Below are 14756 nucleotides of genomic sequence, written 5' to 3'. Positions count from 1 at the left end.
CTATGCGTATTCTGATGATCATCGACGGCCTGCCGGGAGGCGGCGCGGAAAAAGTGGTGCTGACCCTGTGCCAGGGCATGCAGCAACAGGGGCATGACGTCAGTCTGATCTCGCTGCGCGACGTCTGCAATTACCCTATCCCGCCGGGCATTGATTATCAGGTGGTGGCCGATCGCAGCCGCGCCCCCTGGCGCAAGCTGACCGAGCTGTCGCGCCGCGCCGGCGCGCTGGATCGGGCGATAGCCGAACACGAGCGCCAACACGGCGCGTTCGATCTGGTGTTCTCCAACCTGCATAAAACCGATCGCATCGTCAGCCGCAGCAAGCGGTTGGCCGCGGATCGCCTGTGGTTCTGCATTCACGGCATTCTCTCCACCTCCTACCTCGGCCACCGCAAGGGCCTGGATCGCTGGCTGAAGCAACGCAAAATCGCCAACGTTTACCAGGGAAGAAACATCGTCGCCGTTTCACGGGCGGTCGGCGACGATCTGCAGCAGAACTTGCCGATCCGCCCGCGCCGGCTGGCGGTCATCAACAACCCGTTCGATATCGACGCCATCCAGCAACAGGCGGCGATGCCTTGCGAACTGGCCGGCCAGGACTATCTGGTGCACGTCGGCCGCTTTCACGCCACCAAGCGGCATGACCGCCTGCTGAAAGCCTATGCGCACTCCGGCATTCAGGCGCCGCTGGCCTTGATCGGCGCCGGGGACGACGCCAGAGTCGCCGAGGTCAAACGTCTGGCGACAGACCTGGGCATTGCAGAGCGCGTGCTGTTTCTCGGTTTCCAGGCTAATCCCTACCCGTTTATTCGCCATGCCTCGCTGCTGGTGCTCAGCTCCGACAGCGAAGGGTTTGGCAACGTGCTGGTAGAATCGCTGCTGTGCGGCACACCGGTGGTCAGCACTCGTTGTCCGGGTGGCCCTGCGGAAATTCTGGAAAAGGCCGGCATGGCTAACGCGCTGGCGGAATTAAACGAAGCGTCGCTGGCAGAAAAAATGGCGGAGATTTACGCCAATCCGCCGCAGATAAATCAACAGCAATTGCTGAGCTATGGGCTTGAGCCTATTTGCCGCCAATATCTGGAACTGGAAAGAAAATAATAAAGAATGAAATAAGGCAGGGGATGCCTGCCTTATTTTCTTCGCTAGCTGAGCGCCTGCATTTTCTGCCAAACCTCATCGACAGAAACATCCTCACAGTGCCCCGACTCACTTTGCAAAATATGATGACGGCCGGTCCATGGATGCCAGGAGGCTTTATCGGTATCGCCAAAGAACACTACCATGTCCTTATTCAACGCGGCGGCAAGATGCATCTGCCCACCGTCGCTGCACAGCACCCGGTCGCATAAATCAAACCCGCCCAACAGCTCACGCACCGACGCCGTCGGATAAAGCGCGACGCGTTCGTTTTGACACAGCGCCAGCAGCTGTTCGGCGCGCTGCTGGTCGCCGATGTCGTCCGGCGCCAGCGTGCCCTGCGGCGACCAGAAGATCAGCACGCCGGTGTGGGGATCGGCAACCAGACGGTTGATGATTTCGGCATAGCGTTCAACCGGCCAACGCCTTTTCGGGCTGCGGCTGCTGATATGCACGGCGCATACCCGTTCGACCGGCGGCAGACGCTCCTGCATCCGTTGCGCCGCCAATTGCCGCTCTTCAGGCGTCAGAAACACCCGCACCGGCGGGATCAGAATGGATTGATCGGTTATCGCCGATAAATAGCTGTAGGTATGTTCGACCTGATGTTGACCGTTGAAATCGTCCTTGCGGAACGGGCGATGAATATCTTTCGTGCCCAAATCAGCGCCGATGATATGGGTGGCGCCAGCCATTTTCGCTAAACGTAAACTGTATTTGCAAGGCACCGGGTTGGCCAGAATGACCGCATCGAATTTTATTTTGCGCAGCTTCAGGAAGATCATCAGACGCTCGAAATAAACGCCCAGCGTGGTCTCATTTTTCGCCTTGTGCTTGGCCTTTTTATAGACAAAGACTTTCTCGAGATGAGGGTTGTTTTTAACGACGTCCTGGCTGACTTTATTGATCAGCAGATAAACTTTTGCGTCCGGATAGGCAATTTTCACCCCTTCAATCAAGGGCGTGGTGCAAACAAGATCGCCGATGTTATCGCGGCGAATAATTAAAATATTCTTCATTCCGAGCCTGTCGGCGAAATCGCTCGCCGGTTGTCTGAAACTGACACCCAAGGTTACCAAATTAGCGCCTTTCCCTTCCAGTTATGGTACTATTCCGAATAACCCATATAAATGAAATTGATAGAATGTTGCTGCGTTTATATCAGGTACTACTCTACCTCATCCAACCCCTGATCTGGCTCCGCTTACTGCTGCGCAGCCGCAAAGCTCCAGCCTACCGTAAACGCTGGGCGGAACGCTATGGCTTCTGCGCCGGGAAAGTCGTGCCAGGCGGCATCATGCTGCATTCCGTCTCCGTCGGCGAAACGCTGGCGGCCATCCCGCTGGTGCGGGCGCTGCGCCATCGTTACCCCGCTTTGCCGATAACTGTGACCACAATGACCCCAACAGGTTCAGAACGCGTCCAGTCCGCTTTCGGCAAAGACGTGCATCATGTCTATCTGCCCTACGATCTTCCCGGCTCCATGAACCGCTTCCTCGATCAGGTGAATCCCAAGCTGGTGATCATCATGGAAACCGAGCTGTGGCCCAACCTGATCAACGCGCTGCATCAGCGGCAGATCCCCCTGGTGATCGCCAATGCGCGCCTGTCGGCCCGCTCCGCCGCCGGCTATAAGAAAATTGGCGGATTCATGCGCGATATGCTGCGCCGCATCACGCTGATCGCCGCCCAAAACCAGGAAGACGGCGATCGGTTTATCGAGCTGGGCCTGAAGCGCTCTCAGCTGGCCGTGACCGGCAGCCTGAAGTTCGATATCTCCGTCACCCCGGAACTGGCCGCTCGCGCCGTTACGCTGCGCCGCCAATGGGCGCCGCGCCGCCCGGTGTGGATCGCCACCAGTACCCATGACGGGGAAGAAACCATCCTGCTGGAAGCGCACCGCAAACTGCTGGAAAAACACCCCGATCTGCTGCTGATCCTGGTGCCGCGTCACCCGGAGCGCTTCCCGACCGCCAAGGAGCTGGTGCAGAGAGCCGGCTTCAGCTACACCCTGCGCAGCAGCGGCGAAATCCCGTCCGGCAGCACCCAGGTGGTGATCGGCGATACCATGGGCGAACTGATGCTGCTGTACGGCATCGCCGATCTGGCCTTTGTCGGCGGCAGTCTGGTGGAACGCGGCGGGCACAACCCGCTGGAAGCCGCCGCGCACGCCATCCCGGTGCTGATGGGCCCGCATACCTTCAACTTCAAAGACATCTGCGCCAAGCTTTCGCAGGCCGAAGGCCTGATCACCGTGACCGACGTGGATTCGCTGGTGAAGGAAGTGGAAACCCTGCTGACCGACGAAGACTACCGCCGCTACTACGGCCGCCATGCGGTGGAAGTGCTGTATCAGAATCAGGGAGCGTTGCAGCGCCTGCTGCAGCTGCTGGAACCGCACCTGCCGCCCCGGAGCCACTAAATGAGCAGCCGCAAAAGCCTGTCGGTGGTGATGATCGCCAAAAACGAAGCCGGGCTGTTGCCGGACTGTCTGCGCTCGGTCGAGTGGGCTGATGAAATCATCGTGCTGGACTCCGGCAGCGAGGACGACAGCGTCGCCATCGCCGAAAGCCTGGGCGCCAAAGTCTTCACGCACACCGACTGGCAAGGGTTCGGCAAGCAGCGTCAGCTGGCGCAAAGCTACGCCAGCCATGACTACGTTTTGATGATCGACGCCGACGAACGCGTCACGCCCGAGCTGCGGCAATCCATCGAACGGGTGTTGAACGCGCCGGACGACGGCGCCGTCTACAGCTGTGCGCGGCGCAATCTGTTCCTTGGCCGCTTCATGCGCCACAGCGGCTGGTATCCCGACCGCGTCAACCGCCTGTACGCCAACCGACGCTATCGCTATAACGACGATCTGGTGCACGAATCGCTGAACATCGGCGGCGCCAAAGTGATCCCCCTCAGCGGCGATATGCTGCACCTGACCTGCCGCGATTTCTTCGCCTTCCAGCGCAAACAGCTGCGCTACGCCGAAGAGTGGGCAACGCAACGCCACCGGGCCGGCAAGCGTTGCGGCTACCTGTCTATCCTGACCCACACGCTCGGCGCCTTCGTCAAAACCTGGCTGCTGCGCGCCGGCTTCCTCGACGGTAAACAGGGGTTGCTGTTAGCGGTGGTCAACGCGCAATATACCTTCAATAAATATGCCGCATTATGGGCATTGGGCCGCAACTACTCAGAGAAGTGAATCATGACCAGCAAAGCCATCTATCCCGGGACCTTCGATCCCATGACCAACGGCCACCTGGATTTAGTGACGCGCGCATCACTGATGTTCGATCACGTGATTCTGGCCATCGCCGCCAGCCCGAGCAAAAAGCCGCTGTTCAGCCTGGATGAGCGCGTGGCGTTGGCGACGCAGGTCACCTCGCATCTGGGCAATGTGGAAGTGCTGGGCTTCAGCGAGCTGATGGCGCACTTTGCCGCTCACCAAAATGCCAATATCCTGGTGCGCGGCCTGCGTGCGGTGTCTGACTTTGAATACGAATTGCAGCTGGCGAACATGAACCGCCATTTGATGCCGACGCTGGAAAGCGTGTTCCTGATGCCTTCCGAAGAGTGGTCGTTCATCTCCTCCTCACTGGTGAAGGAGGTCGCCCGTCACGGCGGCGATATCGCGCCTTTCCTGCCGGATGTGGTCACCCAGGCGCTGATGGCGAAGCTCGCCGCCGAGTAATTGCTCAGCGCTGGCAGCGGCGGCAAAAGAAGGTGCTGCGCTGCCCGTGCTTGGCGGATTCGATCGGCGTGCCGCACGCGCGGCAGGGTTCTCCCGCCCGACCGTAAACCTGCAGTTCCTGCGCGAAATATCCCGGTTTGCCGTCCGACTGCAAAAAGTCGCGCAATGTCGTGCCGCCCTGCTCGATAGAGCGCTGCAACACCGCCTTGATGGTCTGCGCCAGCAGCGCCGCTTCGGCTTTGCTCAACGATCCCGCGGGACGATCGGGCAAGATCCCGGCGCTGAACAGCGATTCGCTGGCGTAAATATTGCCGACCCCGACCACCAGCTTGTTATCCATCAGCCACGGTTTGATCAGCGTGCGCTTATTGCGTGATTTTTCATACAGGTAGTCGCCGTTGAACGCTTCGCTCAGCGGTTCCGGCCCCAGATGCGCCAACACGCTGCTGGTCGCCAAATCTTCGCACCACAGCCAGGCGCCGAAACGGCGCGGATCGGTATAGCGCAGGATCATGCCGTTGCTGATCACCAGATCGACGTGGTCGTGTTTGCCGGCTTCGTCTTCGTTTTCCTCACGCAGCATGCGCAGGCTGCCCGACATGCCCAGGTGCACGATAATCCAACCGTTCTCCAGCTCGATCAGCAGATATTTGGCCCGGCGCTGCACGCTGAGCACCGGCCGATCGCTCAGCGTCAGGATCTGCTCGGAAACCGGCCAGCGCAGGCGCGCGTTGCGCACCACCGCATACTGAATGCTGTGGCCGACAAGATAAGGCTCTATACCGCGTCTGCTCGTCTCAACTTCCGGTAATTCAGGCATCTGGCTTCCCCTCCGACGTTTTCTACCCTTTATAAAACAAAAAACCCGGCCAAGGCCGGGTTTTTCATTAATCCACTAAAATTATTTAATTTTAGCTTCTTTGTATACTACGTGCTGACGGACAACTGGATCGAATTTCTTCAGTTCCAATTTTTCCGGCTTAGTACGCTTGTTCTTCGTGGTGGTATAGAAGTGACCAGTACCAGCAGAAGAAACCAGCTTGATCTTCTCGCGAACACCTTTAGCCATGATTCAGTTCCTTAATACTTCTCACCACGGGCACGCAGATCGGCCAGAACCGTCTCAATACCCTTCTTATCGATAACACGCATACCTTTAGCAGATACACGCAGAGTTACAAAGCGCTTCTCAGCCTCAACCCAAAAACGGTGTGAGTGCAGGTTAGGCAGAAAACGGCGTTTGGTCGCGTTCATTGCGTGGGAACGGTTGTTACCGCTCACCGGGCGCTTGCCAGTAACTTGGCAGACTCGGGACATGTCTATTCTCCAAAAATCAAATCAGCTCGAGCTTCGTATAGGGTATGGCCGCCTCGTCAGGCTTTTAGAGCCCATCTCAGCAAACTTCATACTGAGGAGACTCTCGTCATCAGGTAGAAACCACACATCAGGTCAGAAACCTGCTGAGATAGGCTCTTGCGCCAAACCCAAGATTCTCAAAGGTGGCGTAGTATACGCTCTGAAGCGTAAGTGCTCAAGTCCCGAACAGCTAAAGATCCCACAAGGATCGCGAAAAAATCGCTTAAAGCCATCCGCGCTCGGCAAAAGAGACGCATTCACCCCGACCGATCACCAAATGATCAAGCACTCGGATCTCCAATAACTGACAGGCTTTCACCACCTGTTCCGTTATCAAGCGGTCGGCATGACTGGGTTCAGCCTTACCCGAAGGGTGATTATGCGCGAGAATCAGCGCGGCGGCATTAGCCTTCAACGCTTCGCGCACAATTTCTCTCGGGTAGACGACGACGCTGCTGATGGTACCAGCAAACATCTCCTGATGGCGAATAACCCGGTGCTGATTGTCTAAAAACAATACCAAAAAGACCTCCCGCTCGCGATGCGCCAGCAGGCTTTGCAGATAATGCTGGGTGACCCGCGGATTGAGCATGGCGTTTTCCTGCGACAAATGGCTGGAAAAGAAGCGCAGCGCCAGCTCGGCAATCGCCTGCAGCTGCGTATAGCTGGCGTCCCCCAGGCCTTTTTGGCTGCAAAAAGCCTGATGATCGGCCGACATCAGGTGATAAAGCGAGCCGAACCGGCGCAGCAGCTGCTCCGCCAGCTGCATCACGTGCACGCCGGGCAACCCGGTGCGCAAGAAAATGGCCAACAGCTCTGCGTCGGACAGCGCCGCCGCCCCCTGCATCAGCAGCTTTTCACGCGGTGCCAGCGCGCCCGGCCAGCACGCCACAATCGAGTTGCTCATCGTGTTCCTCCCTGAAAGGGCTACAGCATGCCATGTGCCGCCCGGCGCGTTCGACAGGTGTTTGATAACATTGCGAAGTGTTTCGCAAAGCACAATGTAACGCCCTGCAGCCATTGCGGAATCGCTCACCTGAACCACGGATATGCTAAAATGGCGCATCTTTCGGCTTTCAATCGGACAATGATGATGACGGGACTTTCCGGCAAACATATTGTGCTTGGCATCAGCGGCGGCATCGCCGCTTACAAATGCCCAGAGCTGGTGCGCCGCCTGCGAGACAGGGGCGCGGAAGTGCGCGTGGTGATGACCCACGCCGCCAAGGCGTTCATTACGCCACTGACGCTGCAGGCTGTTTCCGGCTACCCGGTGTCCGACGATCTGTTGGATCCCGCCGCCGAAGCCGCCATGGGCCACATCGAACTCGGCAAGTGGGCGGATCTGGTTATTCTGGCGCCGGCGACCGCCGATCTGCTGGCGCGCGTGGCCGCCGGCATGGCCAACGATCTGCTGACCACCGTCTGCCTGGCGACCGATGCCCCCATCGCCGCCGCGCCCGCCATGAACCAGCAGATGTATCGCGCCGCCGCCACGCAGGCCAACCTGCAAACGCTGCAGGCGCGCGGCATGCTGCTTTGGGGGCCGGACAGCGGCAGCCAGGCCTGCGGCGACGTCGGCCCGGGCCGCATGTTGGATCCGCTGAACATCGTCGACCTGGCGAACGCGCATTTTTCCGCCCCGCAGGATCTGCAACATTTGCAGGTTATGATCACCGCCGGCCCGACGCGTGAAGCGCTGGATCCGGTGCGTTTCATCAGCAACCACAGCTCCGGCAAAATGGGCTTCGCCATCGCCCGCGCCGCCGCCGCCCGCGGCGCGCAGGTGACGCTGATCGCCGGGCCGGTCAGCCTGCCGACGCCGCCATCGGTCACCCGAGTGGACGTCACCAGCGCGCTGGAGATGGAGCAGGCGGTGCAACAGCGCGCCGCGCAACAGCAGATTTTCATCTCCTGCGCCGCCGTGGCCGACTACCGCCCCGAGCGGATCGCCGATGAAAAAATAAAAAAACAGGGTGATGAAATCATCCTCAAGATGGTAAAAAACCCCGACATCGTCGCCGGCGTGGCGGCGATGACCAAAAATCGACCGTTTGTCGTGGGGTTTGCCGCCGAAACCCAGAATGTGGAAGAATACGCGCGGCAAAAACTGGCGCGTAAGAAGCTGGATTTGATTTGCGCTAACGATGTATCGCTTGCAGAGCACGGGTTCAACAGCGACACCAATGCCCTGCACCTTTTTTGGCAGGATGGAGAGAAACGCCTGGCGCTGAGCGACAAGGCACTCCTTGGCCAACGTTTAATAGACGAGATAGTCAGCCGTTATGATGAAAAAAATCGACGTTAAGATCCTCGACCCGCGCATCGGTCAGGATTTCCCGCTACCGACCTACGCCACCCCGGGCTCCGCCGGTCTCGACCTGCGCGCCTGCCTGGACAGCGCGGTAGAGCTGGCGCCGGGTGAAACCACGCTGCTGCCTACCGGCCTCGCGATCCATATCGCCGACGCAAGCCTGGCGGCGGTGATCCTGCCGCGCTCAGGCCTGGGCCATAAGCACGGCGTCGTGTTGGGCAACCTGGTCGGCCTGATCGACTCCGATTATCAGGGCCAGCTGATGGTGTCCGTTTGGAACCGCGGCCAGAAGCACTTCACCATAGAGCCGGGTGAACGCATCGCGCAGATGGTCTTCGTGCCGGTAGTGCAGGCAGAATTCAACCTGGTGGAAGATTTCGACGGCAGCGAGCGCGGCGAAGGCGGCTTCGGCCACTCGGGGCGCCACTAAGCGCCACCCAAGGCACGAGGGCCGGCAGGGAAACGTCGCCTGAACCTTGCCTTTCCGGGGAGAAGGATGTTCTCTGCGGCAAGGTTTTACCGCGACAATTGCAGCGCACACCAGGCAGCGCGGAAAAGGCCGTTAAGGCCGCTGACCCCAGCATCGTAAAAAAGCTATCACATAAGCCGCACAGAGCCTGCTCTGCAGCGGCCGGTGCCCGGGTTTCCGTCAGTTAAGTTTTAGCAAGGGTCTAATCAGACATGGCAGAAAAAGAAAAGACGAAAAGGAATCGGCGCGAGGAAATATTGCAGGCGTTAGCCCAGATGCTGGAGTCCAGCGACGGCAGCCAACGCATCACCACCGCCAAGCTCGCCGCGAACGTGGGTGTTTCTGAAGCTGCGCTGTACCGGCATTTCCCTAGCAAGACACGGATGTTCGACAGCCTGATCGAGTTTATCGAAGACAGCCTGATCACCCGCATCAACCTGATCTTGCAGGACGAGAAAGAGACGTTTAATCGTCTGCGCCTGATTTTACTGCTGATTCTGGGCTTTGCGGAACGCAACCCGGGGCTGACGCGCATCATGACCGGCCACGCGCTGATGTTTGAACAGGATCGCCTGCAGGGCCGCATCAACCAGCTGTTCGAACGCATCGAGGCGCAGCTGCGACAGGTGCTGAAAGAGCGCAAATTGCGCGAAGGCAAAGGCTTTATCGTCGATGAAACGCTGCTGGCCAGCCAGCTGCTGGCCTTCTGCGAAGGCATGTTGTCGCGCTATGTGCGTTCGGAATTCCGCTATCGCCCAACGCAGGAATTCGACGCCCGCTGGCCGCTGTTGGCGGCCCAGCTGCAATAAAGATAACGCCGGGCATGCCCGGCGTTTTTACTTACACCCCGTACTGCTCGCGGTAAGCGCGCACCGCCGCCAGGTGGTCCGCCATTTCCGGCTTCTCTTCCAGATAGGCGATCAGGTCCTTCAGCGTCACGATCGAAATCACCTTGCAGTGATAGTCGCGTTCCACTTCCTGAATGGCGGAGATATCCGCGCGGCCGCGTTCCTGACGGTCGAGGGAAATCAGCACGCCCGCCAGCGAAGCGCCGCTGGCGCCGATGATTTCCATCGACTCGCGGATCGCGGTGCCGGCGGTGATCACATCGTCCACCAACATCACGCGCCCCTGCAGCGGGCTGCCTACCAGCGAACCGCCTTCGCCGTGGGTCTTGGCTTCCTTGCGGTTAAAGCAGTAAGGCACGTCGCGCTCATGGTGTTCCGCCAACGCCACCGCCGTAGTGGTGGCGATAGGAATGCCTTTATAGGCCGGGCCAAACAGCAGGTCGAAATCGATGCCGGAGTCCATCAGAGCTTCGGCGTAGAAGCGCCCCAACAGCGCAAGATCGCGCCCGGTATTAAACAGGCCGGCGTTGAAGAAATACGGGCTGGTGCGGCCGGATTTCAGGGTGAACTCGCCGAATTTCAATACCTGCTTGTTAAGCGCGAACTCGATAAACTGGCGCTGATAGGCTTTCATTACTGCTTCTCCTCGTCTGAATCTGCTTAGGTCTTGTTATTACTGCCGCCCGATCGCCGGGCATAAAAAAGGCGACTTCTCAGTCGCCTTAAAAAATCAGTCCGCCAGCGCCGCTTTCTGCGCCTGGAAGATGGTTTCGATGCCCCCTCGGGCCAGCGCCAATAGCGCCAACAGCTCATCGTGGCTGAACGGCTCGCCTTCGGCGGTGCCCTGCACCTCAATCATGCGGCCATCTTCCATCATCACCACGTTCATGTCGGTTTCCGCCGCGGAATCCTCCACATACTCCAGATCGCACAGCGCTTCGCCATTGACGATGCCGACGGAAACCGCCGCCACCATGCCCTTCATCGGGTTGGCTTTCAGCTTGCCGTTGGCCACCAGCGTGTTCAACGCATCGGCCAGCGCCACGCAGGCGCCGGAGATCGAGGCAGTTCGGGTACCGCCGTCGGCCTGCAGTACGTCGCAGTCGAGGGTGATGGTGAATTCACCGAGCTTTTTCAGGTCTACCGCGGCGCGCAGCGAGCGGGCGATCAGGCGCTGGATCTCCAGCGTGCGGCCACCCTGTTTGCCTTTGGCGGCTTCACGAGCGTTGCGGCTGTGGGTGGAGCGCGGCAGCATGCCGTACTCGGCGGTGATCCAACCTTGCCCCTGGCCTTTCAGGAAGCGCGGAACGCCCTCTTCTACCGTGGCGGTGCACAAGACTTTTGTATCGCCAAACTCAACCAGCACTGAACCTTCAGCGTGTTTGGTATAGTGACGGGTCAGTGTCAGGGGGCGAACTTGCTGTGGTGCTCTGCCTGCAGGACGCATGGGCTCTCTCCGGCTTCAAATCAACTATTGGCTGCGCATTATACGGGCTTCGTGACGTAATGCCTATCCTGCCCGCAGCCGCGACGCTATAATCGCCCCATCTTTTCCTATTACGGGTACGCATCAATGATCCGCAGCATGACCGCCTACGCCCGGCGTGAAATCAAGGGTGAATGGGGCAGCGCAGCCTGGGAGCTGCGTTCCGTTAACCAGCGCTACTTAGAAACCTACATCCGCCTGCCGGAACAATTCCGCAGCCTGGAGCCGGTGATCCGTGAACGTATCCGTGGCCGCCTGACCCGCGGCAAAGTCGAATGCAACCTGCGTTTCGAGCTGGATCCAAGCGCGCAAAGCTCGCTGATCCTGAACGAAAAACTGGCCAAACAGCTGGTCGAAGCCGCCAACTGGGTGAAAATGCAGAGCGACGAAGGTGAAATCAACCCGATCGACGTGCTGCGCTGGCCGGGCGTGATGTCCGCGCAGGAGCAGGATCTGGACGCCATCAGCGCCGAGCTGATGCAGGCGCTGGACGGCGCGCTGGATGACTTCATCGTCGCACGCGAAAGCGAAGGTGCCGCGCTGAAAACGCTGATCGAACAGCGCCTCGACGGCGTCAGCGCCGAAGTGGTCAAAGTGCGCGCCCAGATGCCGAACATCCTGCAATGGCAGCGCGAGCGCCTGGTCAGCAAGTTGGAAGAAGCGCAGGTACAGCTGGAAAACACCCGCCTGGAGCAGGAGCTGGTGCTGATGGCGCAGCGCATCGACGTCGCCGAAGAGCTGGACCGTCTGGAAGCGCACGTGAAAGAGACGCACAACATTCTGAAGAAGAAAGAAGCCGTCGGCCGCCGCCTCGACTTTATGATGCAGGAGTTCAACCGCGAATCGAACACCCTGGCCTCCAAGTCGATCAATGCCGACGTCACCGCTTCCGCCATCGAGCTGAAAGTGCTGATTGAGCAAATGCGCGAGCAGATCCAGAACATCGAGTGATCCTGCCCCGCATGCCATCAAGCCCGCGCCAAGCGGGCTTTTTTATGGCTGCAGATCAGCGATGGGCGGCCGCCTGCTCTTCATCAATCAGCCCCATTTTCTGCAGCTGCACCGCAATGCTCCAGGTTGAGCGCTCGAACTCATCGCTCAGCGCTTCCAGCGTCGCCCCGGCCGCATGGCTCTCACGCAGCCGCAGTTTTTCTTCTTCCGGCCAAGGGAAGTAGGCATTGGCCGGCCGGCCCTCGGCCAGATTCTTCTGCCGCTTCTCCTCCGGCGTCAGCCGGGCTTTTTTCTGCAGTTCGGCTTCACCGTCGAACTCGTTGGCCAACGCGAACAGCAGGCGGATAGCCTCCGGCGCACAGGCCGCCGAAGCCGGTCTCAACAGCTCGCCGGTGTCGGGATTAACGCCGTTGGCCAGCGCCCTGAGCAACGTGCCGGTATTCATCGTTCGCCTCCTTGTCCGAGAAAATACGCGCCGGTCGTGGCGCTTTGTTCAGGCATTTTTCTCTGCCTCTCTCGAGAAAACCACGCTTTACGCCATGAAAAAGCGCCAGTTGCGAGCCAGATTCCAGGCGTTTGCACGCGAGTGACGGCGATTGCATCAGGTTGCGAGCCGGCAGGCCTCTGGGCAACCGGCCACCGGGAAGCTTATGAAAAACTGCCGAGCAGCGCGTGCGGATGACAATCGGCAAGATATCCCGCACGCCATAAGTATTTTGTTCTAATTATCACGCAAGGTAATGAAAGGACGGCGATGCTGTGGCTAAATGTGTTTTTTCTCTGCCCGTGAACCGTACGGACCGTTTATGCCACAAATTCTGCAATTTATTATGGCTCTGGTGGTGATCATCGCCCTGGCGCTGCTGGTCAGCAATAATCGCAAGAAAATCCGCCTGCGCTATATCATCCAGCTGCTGGTGATCGAAGGCGCGCTGGCCTATTTCTTCCTGCACTCCGCCAGCGGGCTCAGCGTGATCAAACACGTCGCCGGCTTCTTCGACACCCTGCTCGCCTACGCCGCCCAAGGATCGGAGTTCGTGTTCGGCGGCATGAGCAAGGATGGTCTGGCATTCATCTTCCTCGGCGTTTTGTGCCCTATCATCTTTATTTCCGCCCTGATCGGCATTTTGCAGCATTTCCGCATCCTGCCGCTGATCATTCGCCTGGTCGGCACCTTGCTGTCCAAGGTCAACGGCATGGGCAAGCTGGAATCGTTCAACGCAGTCAGCACGCTGGTGCTGGGGCAGTCGGAGAACTTCATCGCCTATAAAGGCATCATCGGCGATATATCGCCGCGCCGCATGTACACCATGGCCGCGACCGCCATGTCGACGGTATCGCTCTCCATCGTCGGCGCCTACATGTCAATGATCGACGCGCAGTACGTGGTGGCGGCATTGATCCTTAACATGTTCAGCACCTTCATCATTCTGTCGATCATCAACCCGTATCAGGTCGAAGACGAGCCGGAGCTGAAGCTGAACAAACTGCATGAAGATCAGAGCTTCTTCGAAATGTTGGGCGAATACATTCTGGCCGGCTTCAAGATTGCGATGATCATCGCGGCGATGCTGATCGGCTTTATCGCGCTGATCTCCGCCGTCAATGCGCTGTTCTCCGCGGTGCTCGGCATCAGCTTCCAGCAGATCCTCGGCTATGTGTTCTATCCGCTGGCCTGGCTGATCGGTATCCCGGCGGAAGAGGCTCTGAAGGCGGGCAGCATCATGGCGACCAAGCTGGTGGCCAACGAATTCGTGGCGATGATTGAGCTGAAGAAAATCGCGGCGGAGCTGTCGCCGCGCGGGCTGGGCATTCTGTCGGTGTTCCTGGTGTCGTTCGCCAACTTCGCCTCCATCGGCATCGTCGCCGGCGCCATCAAGGGGCTGAACGAGCAACAAGGCAACGTGGTTTCCCGTTTTGGCCTGAAGCTGGTTTACGGCTCGACGCTGGTGAGCCTGCTGTCGGCGGCCATCGCCGGCCTGGTGCTGTAATCCCCACTCCCGGCCGCAGAGCCGGGAGTTCGCTTTAAAACGCCACGCACACCGGCGCATCCACCCGCATTACCGAATCCTGCGCAAACTGCTGCTTGTAGCCGCTGCGCAGCGCCTCGATATTCGCCTCGCTCTCTTTGCCCGGCGCATGGATCAGCAGCAGCGCCTTGCTGTTCTCGCGCGCCAGCTTGCCGTCGTGGCCCAGCCACTGCCCTTTGGCATCAAAGACCGTCAGCCCGTCTTTAAAGCGCGGCGTCACCTGGCTATCGACGAAGGTTTGCCACTCGGCGGCGGTGATCGCCGGCCCCGCCGGGCGATTCAGGCCGAAGTAGAGCGTTGTTTGCACCAGCGGGTCGCCGGTGCGGCAAGCCGGGGCGGGTGGCACAGCCTGGTGGCCTGGCGCCACGCAGCCGCTCAGCAGCAGGGCGGCCACCACGGCGCCGGCGGCCAATCTCGGGGAGTTTTTCATCTGCAGTCTCGGTTTATCGGTTGAAGGATTCGCTGCAAAAAGCAT

18 protein-coding genes are annotated in these 14756 nt (G+C 59.3%); 9 read left to right on the top strand and 9 right to left on the bottom strand.

Annotated features, from left to right (window positions below; all coding sequences use genetic code 11):
* The first annotated feature begins 2 nt into the window (after positions 1-2).
* The gene (locus ACJ8IN_RS19350) at positions 3-1103 is read left to right on the top strand and encodes a glycosyltransferase (protein ID WP_033649738.1); all 1101 of its coding nucleotides are present in this window, start codon (positions 3-5) and stop codon (positions 1101-1103) included.
* Positions 1104-1147: 44 nt separating this feature from the next.
* On the opposite strand, the gene ACJ8IN_RS19345 is transcribed toward ACJ8IN_RS19350, so the two are convergent.
* A complete protein-coding gene (locus ACJ8IN_RS19345; RefSeq protein ID WP_060439582.1) occupies positions 1148-2161 on the bottom strand; it encodes a glycosyltransferase family 9 protein in 1014 nt (337 codons plus the stop codon).
* Positions 2162-2286: 125 nt separating this feature from the next.
* Here ACJ8IN_RS19345 and waaA point away from each other — a divergent pair, with 125 nt between their 5' ends.
* The 3 genes from waaA to coaD are packed head-to-tail and all read left to right on the top strand — an operon-like array spanning position 2287 to position 4827.
* Positions 2287-3564, top strand: coding sequence for a lipid IV(A) 3-deoxy-D-manno-octulosonic acid transferase (waaA, locus tag ACJ8IN_RS19340; RefSeq protein ID WP_308326129.1), 1278 nt, complete (start codon positions 2287-2289; stop codon positions 3562-3564).
* Positions 3565-4338, top strand: a complete 774-nt coding sequence (locus tag ACJ8IN_RS19335) for a glycosyltransferase family 2 protein (RefSeq protein WP_041037400.1) — start codon at positions 3565-3567, stop codon at positions 4336-4338.
* 3 nt (positions 4339-4341) lie between these two features.
* Positions 4342-4827 (top strand): pantetheine-phosphate adenylyltransferase, encoded by a 486-nt coding sequence (gene coaD / locus ACJ8IN_RS19330; RefSeq protein WP_033631353.1) that lies wholly within the window; start codon positions 4342-4344, stop codon positions 4825-4827.
* A 4-nt stretch (positions 4828-4831) separates the two neighbouring features.
* Here coaD and mutM read toward each other — a convergent pair whose 3' ends face one another.
* From mutM to radC, 4 genes are all read right to left on the bottom strand, one after another.
* Positions 4832-5647 carry a bifunctional DNA-formamidopyrimidine glycosylase/DNA-(apurinic or apyrimidinic site) lyase gene (gene mutM, locus ACJ8IN_RS19325; RefSeq protein WP_033649742.1) on the bottom strand — a complete coding sequence of 272 codons (816 nt, stop codon included), beginning with the start codon at positions 5645-5647 and terminating at the stop codon, positions 4832-4834.
* Positions 5648-5728: 81 nt separating this feature from the next.
* Positions 5729-5896: a 50S ribosomal protein L33 gene (rpmG, locus tag ACJ8IN_RS19320; RefSeq protein ID WP_002442576.1), complete on the bottom strand. Its 168-nt coding sequence runs from the start codon at positions 5894-5896 to the stop codon at positions 5729-5731.
* 11 nt (positions 5897-5907) lie between these two features.
* Positions 5908-6144 (bottom strand): 50S ribosomal protein L28, encoded by a 237-nt coding sequence (rpmB, locus tag ACJ8IN_RS19315; protein WP_004931195.1) that lies wholly within the window; start codon positions 6142-6144, stop codon positions 5908-5910.
* 262 nt (positions 6145-6406) lie between these two features.
* Positions 6407-7090, bottom strand: a complete 684-nt coding sequence (gene radC, locus ACJ8IN_RS19310; RefSeq protein WP_033654522.1) for a RadC family protein — start codon at positions 7088-7090, stop codon at positions 6407-6409.
* 183 nt (positions 7091-7273) lie between these two features.
* Between radC and coaBC the strand changes: the two genes are divergently transcribed.
* The 3 genes from coaBC (at position 7274) to slmA (ending at position 9775) form a co-directional block, all read left to right on the top strand.
* Complete coding sequence (gene coaBC, locus ACJ8IN_RS19305; RefSeq protein ID WP_033654544.1) at positions 7274-8491, top strand: bifunctional phosphopantothenoylcysteine decarboxylase/phosphopantothenate--cysteine ligase CoaBC; 1218 nt, start codon at positions 7274-7276, stop codon at positions 8489-8491.
* The gene (gene dut, locus ACJ8IN_RS19300) at positions 8469-8927 is read left to right on the top strand and encodes a dUTP diphosphatase (RefSeq protein ID WP_060457355.1); all 459 of its coding nucleotides are present in this window, start codon (positions 8469-8471) and stop codon (positions 8925-8927) included. The genes coaBC and dut overlap by 23 nt, the downstream gene beginning before the upstream one ends.
* A 251-nt stretch (positions 8928-9178) precedes the next feature.
* A complete protein-coding gene (gene slmA / locus ACJ8IN_RS19295) occupies positions 9179-9775 on the top strand; it encodes a nucleoid occlusion factor SlmA (RefSeq protein ID WP_004931203.1) in 597 nt (198 codons plus the stop codon).
* A gap of 31 nt (positions 9776-9806) precedes the next feature.
* Here the strand turns inward: slmA and pyrE are convergent, their stop codons facing one another.
* Both pyrE and rph read right to left on the bottom strand, forming a co-directional pair.
* Entirely contained in the window at positions 9807-10448 is a 642-nt protein-coding gene (pyrE, locus tag ACJ8IN_RS19290) for an orotate phosphoribosyltransferase (RefSeq protein ID WP_004931204.1), read from the bottom strand.
* Between the two features lie 96 nt (positions 10449-10544).
* Entirely contained in the window at positions 10545-11261 is a 717-nt protein-coding gene (gene rph, locus ACJ8IN_RS19285) for a ribonuclease PH (RefSeq protein WP_025160305.1), read from the bottom strand.
* Between the two features lie 126 nt (positions 11262-11387).
* Here rph and ACJ8IN_RS19280 point away from each other — a divergent pair, with 126 nt between their 5' ends.
* On the top strand, positions 11388-12251 hold the full coding sequence (locus ACJ8IN_RS19280) for a YicC/YloC family endoribonuclease (protein WP_015379441.1): 864 nt from the start codon (positions 11388-11390) through the stop codon (positions 12249-12251).
* Positions 12252-12306: 55 nt separating this feature from the next.
* Here the strand turns inward: ACJ8IN_RS19280 and ACJ8IN_RS19275 are convergent, their stop codons facing one another.
* On the bottom strand, positions 12307-12696 hold the full coding sequence (locus tag ACJ8IN_RS19275) for a hypothetical protein (RefSeq protein WP_033636479.1): 390 nt from the start codon (positions 12694-12696) through the stop codon (positions 12307-12309).
* 361 nt (positions 12697-13057) lie between these two features.
* Here ACJ8IN_RS19275 and ACJ8IN_RS19270 point away from each other — a divergent pair, with 361 nt between their 5' ends.
* Positions 13058-14242: a NupC/NupG family nucleoside CNT transporter gene (locus ACJ8IN_RS19270; protein WP_004931212.1), complete on the top strand. Its 1185-nt coding sequence runs from the start codon at positions 13058-13060 to the stop codon at positions 14240-14242.
* A gap of 34 nt (positions 14243-14276) precedes the next feature.
* Here the strand turns inward: ACJ8IN_RS19270 and ACJ8IN_RS19265 are convergent, their stop codons facing one another.
* On the bottom strand, positions 14277-14711 hold the full coding sequence (locus ACJ8IN_RS19265) for a DUF3574 domain-containing protein (protein ID WP_047569999.1): 435 nt from the start codon (positions 14709-14711) through the stop codon (positions 14277-14279).
* Positions 14712-14756: the final 45 nt, after the last annotated feature.

Source organism: Serratia sp. CY31944, assembly GCF_052169175.1.
GTDB classification, from domain to species: Bacteria; Pseudomonadota; Gammaproteobacteria; order Enterobacterales; family Enterobacteriaceae; genus Serratia; species Serratia sarumanii.
The sequence above is the reverse complement of the archived record's forward strand: the minus strand, read 5'-3'. Positions and strand labels throughout refer to the sequence as shown.

Bases quoted from the DNA above. Each gene is read 5' to 3' on its own strand.
- pyrE (WP_004931204.1), bottom strand. From the start codon at position 10,448: ATGAAAGCCTATCAGCGCCAGTTTATCGAGTTCGCGCTTAACAAGCAG.
- ACJ8IN_RS19275 (WP_033636479.1), bottom strand. From the start codon at position 12,696: ATGAATACCGGCACGTTGCTCAGGGCGCTGGCCAACGGCGTTAATCCC.
- coaBC (WP_033654544.1), top strand. From the start codon at position 7,274: ATGATGACGGGACTTTCCGGCAAACATATTGTGCTTGGCATCAGCGGC.
- waaA (WP_308326129.1), top strand. From the start codon at position 2,287: ATGTTGCTGCGTTTATATCAGGTACTACTCTACCTCATCCAACCCCTG.
- ACJ8IN_RS19280 (WP_015379441.1), top strand. From the start codon at position 11,388: ATGATCCGCAGCATGACCGCCTACGCCCGGCGTGAAATCAAGGGTGAA.
- rpmG (WP_002442576.1), bottom strand. From the start codon at position 5,896: ATGGCTAAAGGTGTTCGCGAGAAGATCAAGCTGGTTTCTTCTGCTGGT.
- rpmB (WP_004931195.1), bottom strand. From the start codon at position 6,144: ATGTCCCGAGTCTGCCAAGTTACTGGCAAGCGCCCGGTGAGCGGTAAC.
- ACJ8IN_RS19350 (WP_033649738.1), top strand. From the start codon at position 3: ATGCGTATTCTGATGATCATCGACGGCCTGCCGGGAGGCGGCGCGGAA.
- radC (WP_033654522.1), bottom strand. From the start codon at position 7,090: ATGAGCAACTCGATTGTGGCGTGCTGGCCGGGCGCGCTGGCACCGCGT.
- ACJ8IN_RS19270 (WP_004931212.1), top strand. From the start codon at position 13,058: ATGCCACAAATTCTGCAATTTATTATGGCTCTGGTGGTGATCATCGCC.
- rph (WP_025160305.1), bottom strand. From the start codon at position 11,261: ATGCGTCCTGCAGGCAGAGCACCACAGCAAGTTCGCCCCCTGACACTG.
- mutM (WP_033649742.1), bottom strand. From the start codon at position 5,647: ATGCCTGAATTACCGGAAGTTGAGACGAGCAGACGCGGTATAGAGCCT.
- dut (WP_060457355.1), top strand. From the start codon at position 8,469: ATGATGAAAAAAATCGACGTTAAGATCCTCGACCCGCGCATCGGTCAG.
- coaD (WP_033631353.1), top strand. From the start codon at position 4,342: ATGACCAGCAAAGCCATCTATCCCGGGACCTTCGATCCCATGACCAAC.
- ACJ8IN_RS19345 (WP_060439582.1), bottom strand. From the start codon at position 2,161: ATGAAGAATATTTTAATTATTCGCCGCGATAACATCGGCGATCTTGTT.
- ACJ8IN_RS19265 (WP_047569999.1), bottom strand. From the start codon at position 14,711: ATGAAAAACTCCCCGAGATTGGCCGCCGGCGCCGTGGTGGCCGCCCTG.
- slmA (WP_004931203.1), top strand. From the start codon at position 9,179: ATGGCAGAAAAAGAAAAGACGAAAAGGAATCGGCGCGAGGAAATATTG.
- ACJ8IN_RS19335 (WP_041037400.1), top strand. From the start codon at position 3,565: ATGAGCAGCCGCAAAAGCCTGTCGGTGGTGATGATCGCCAAAAACGAA.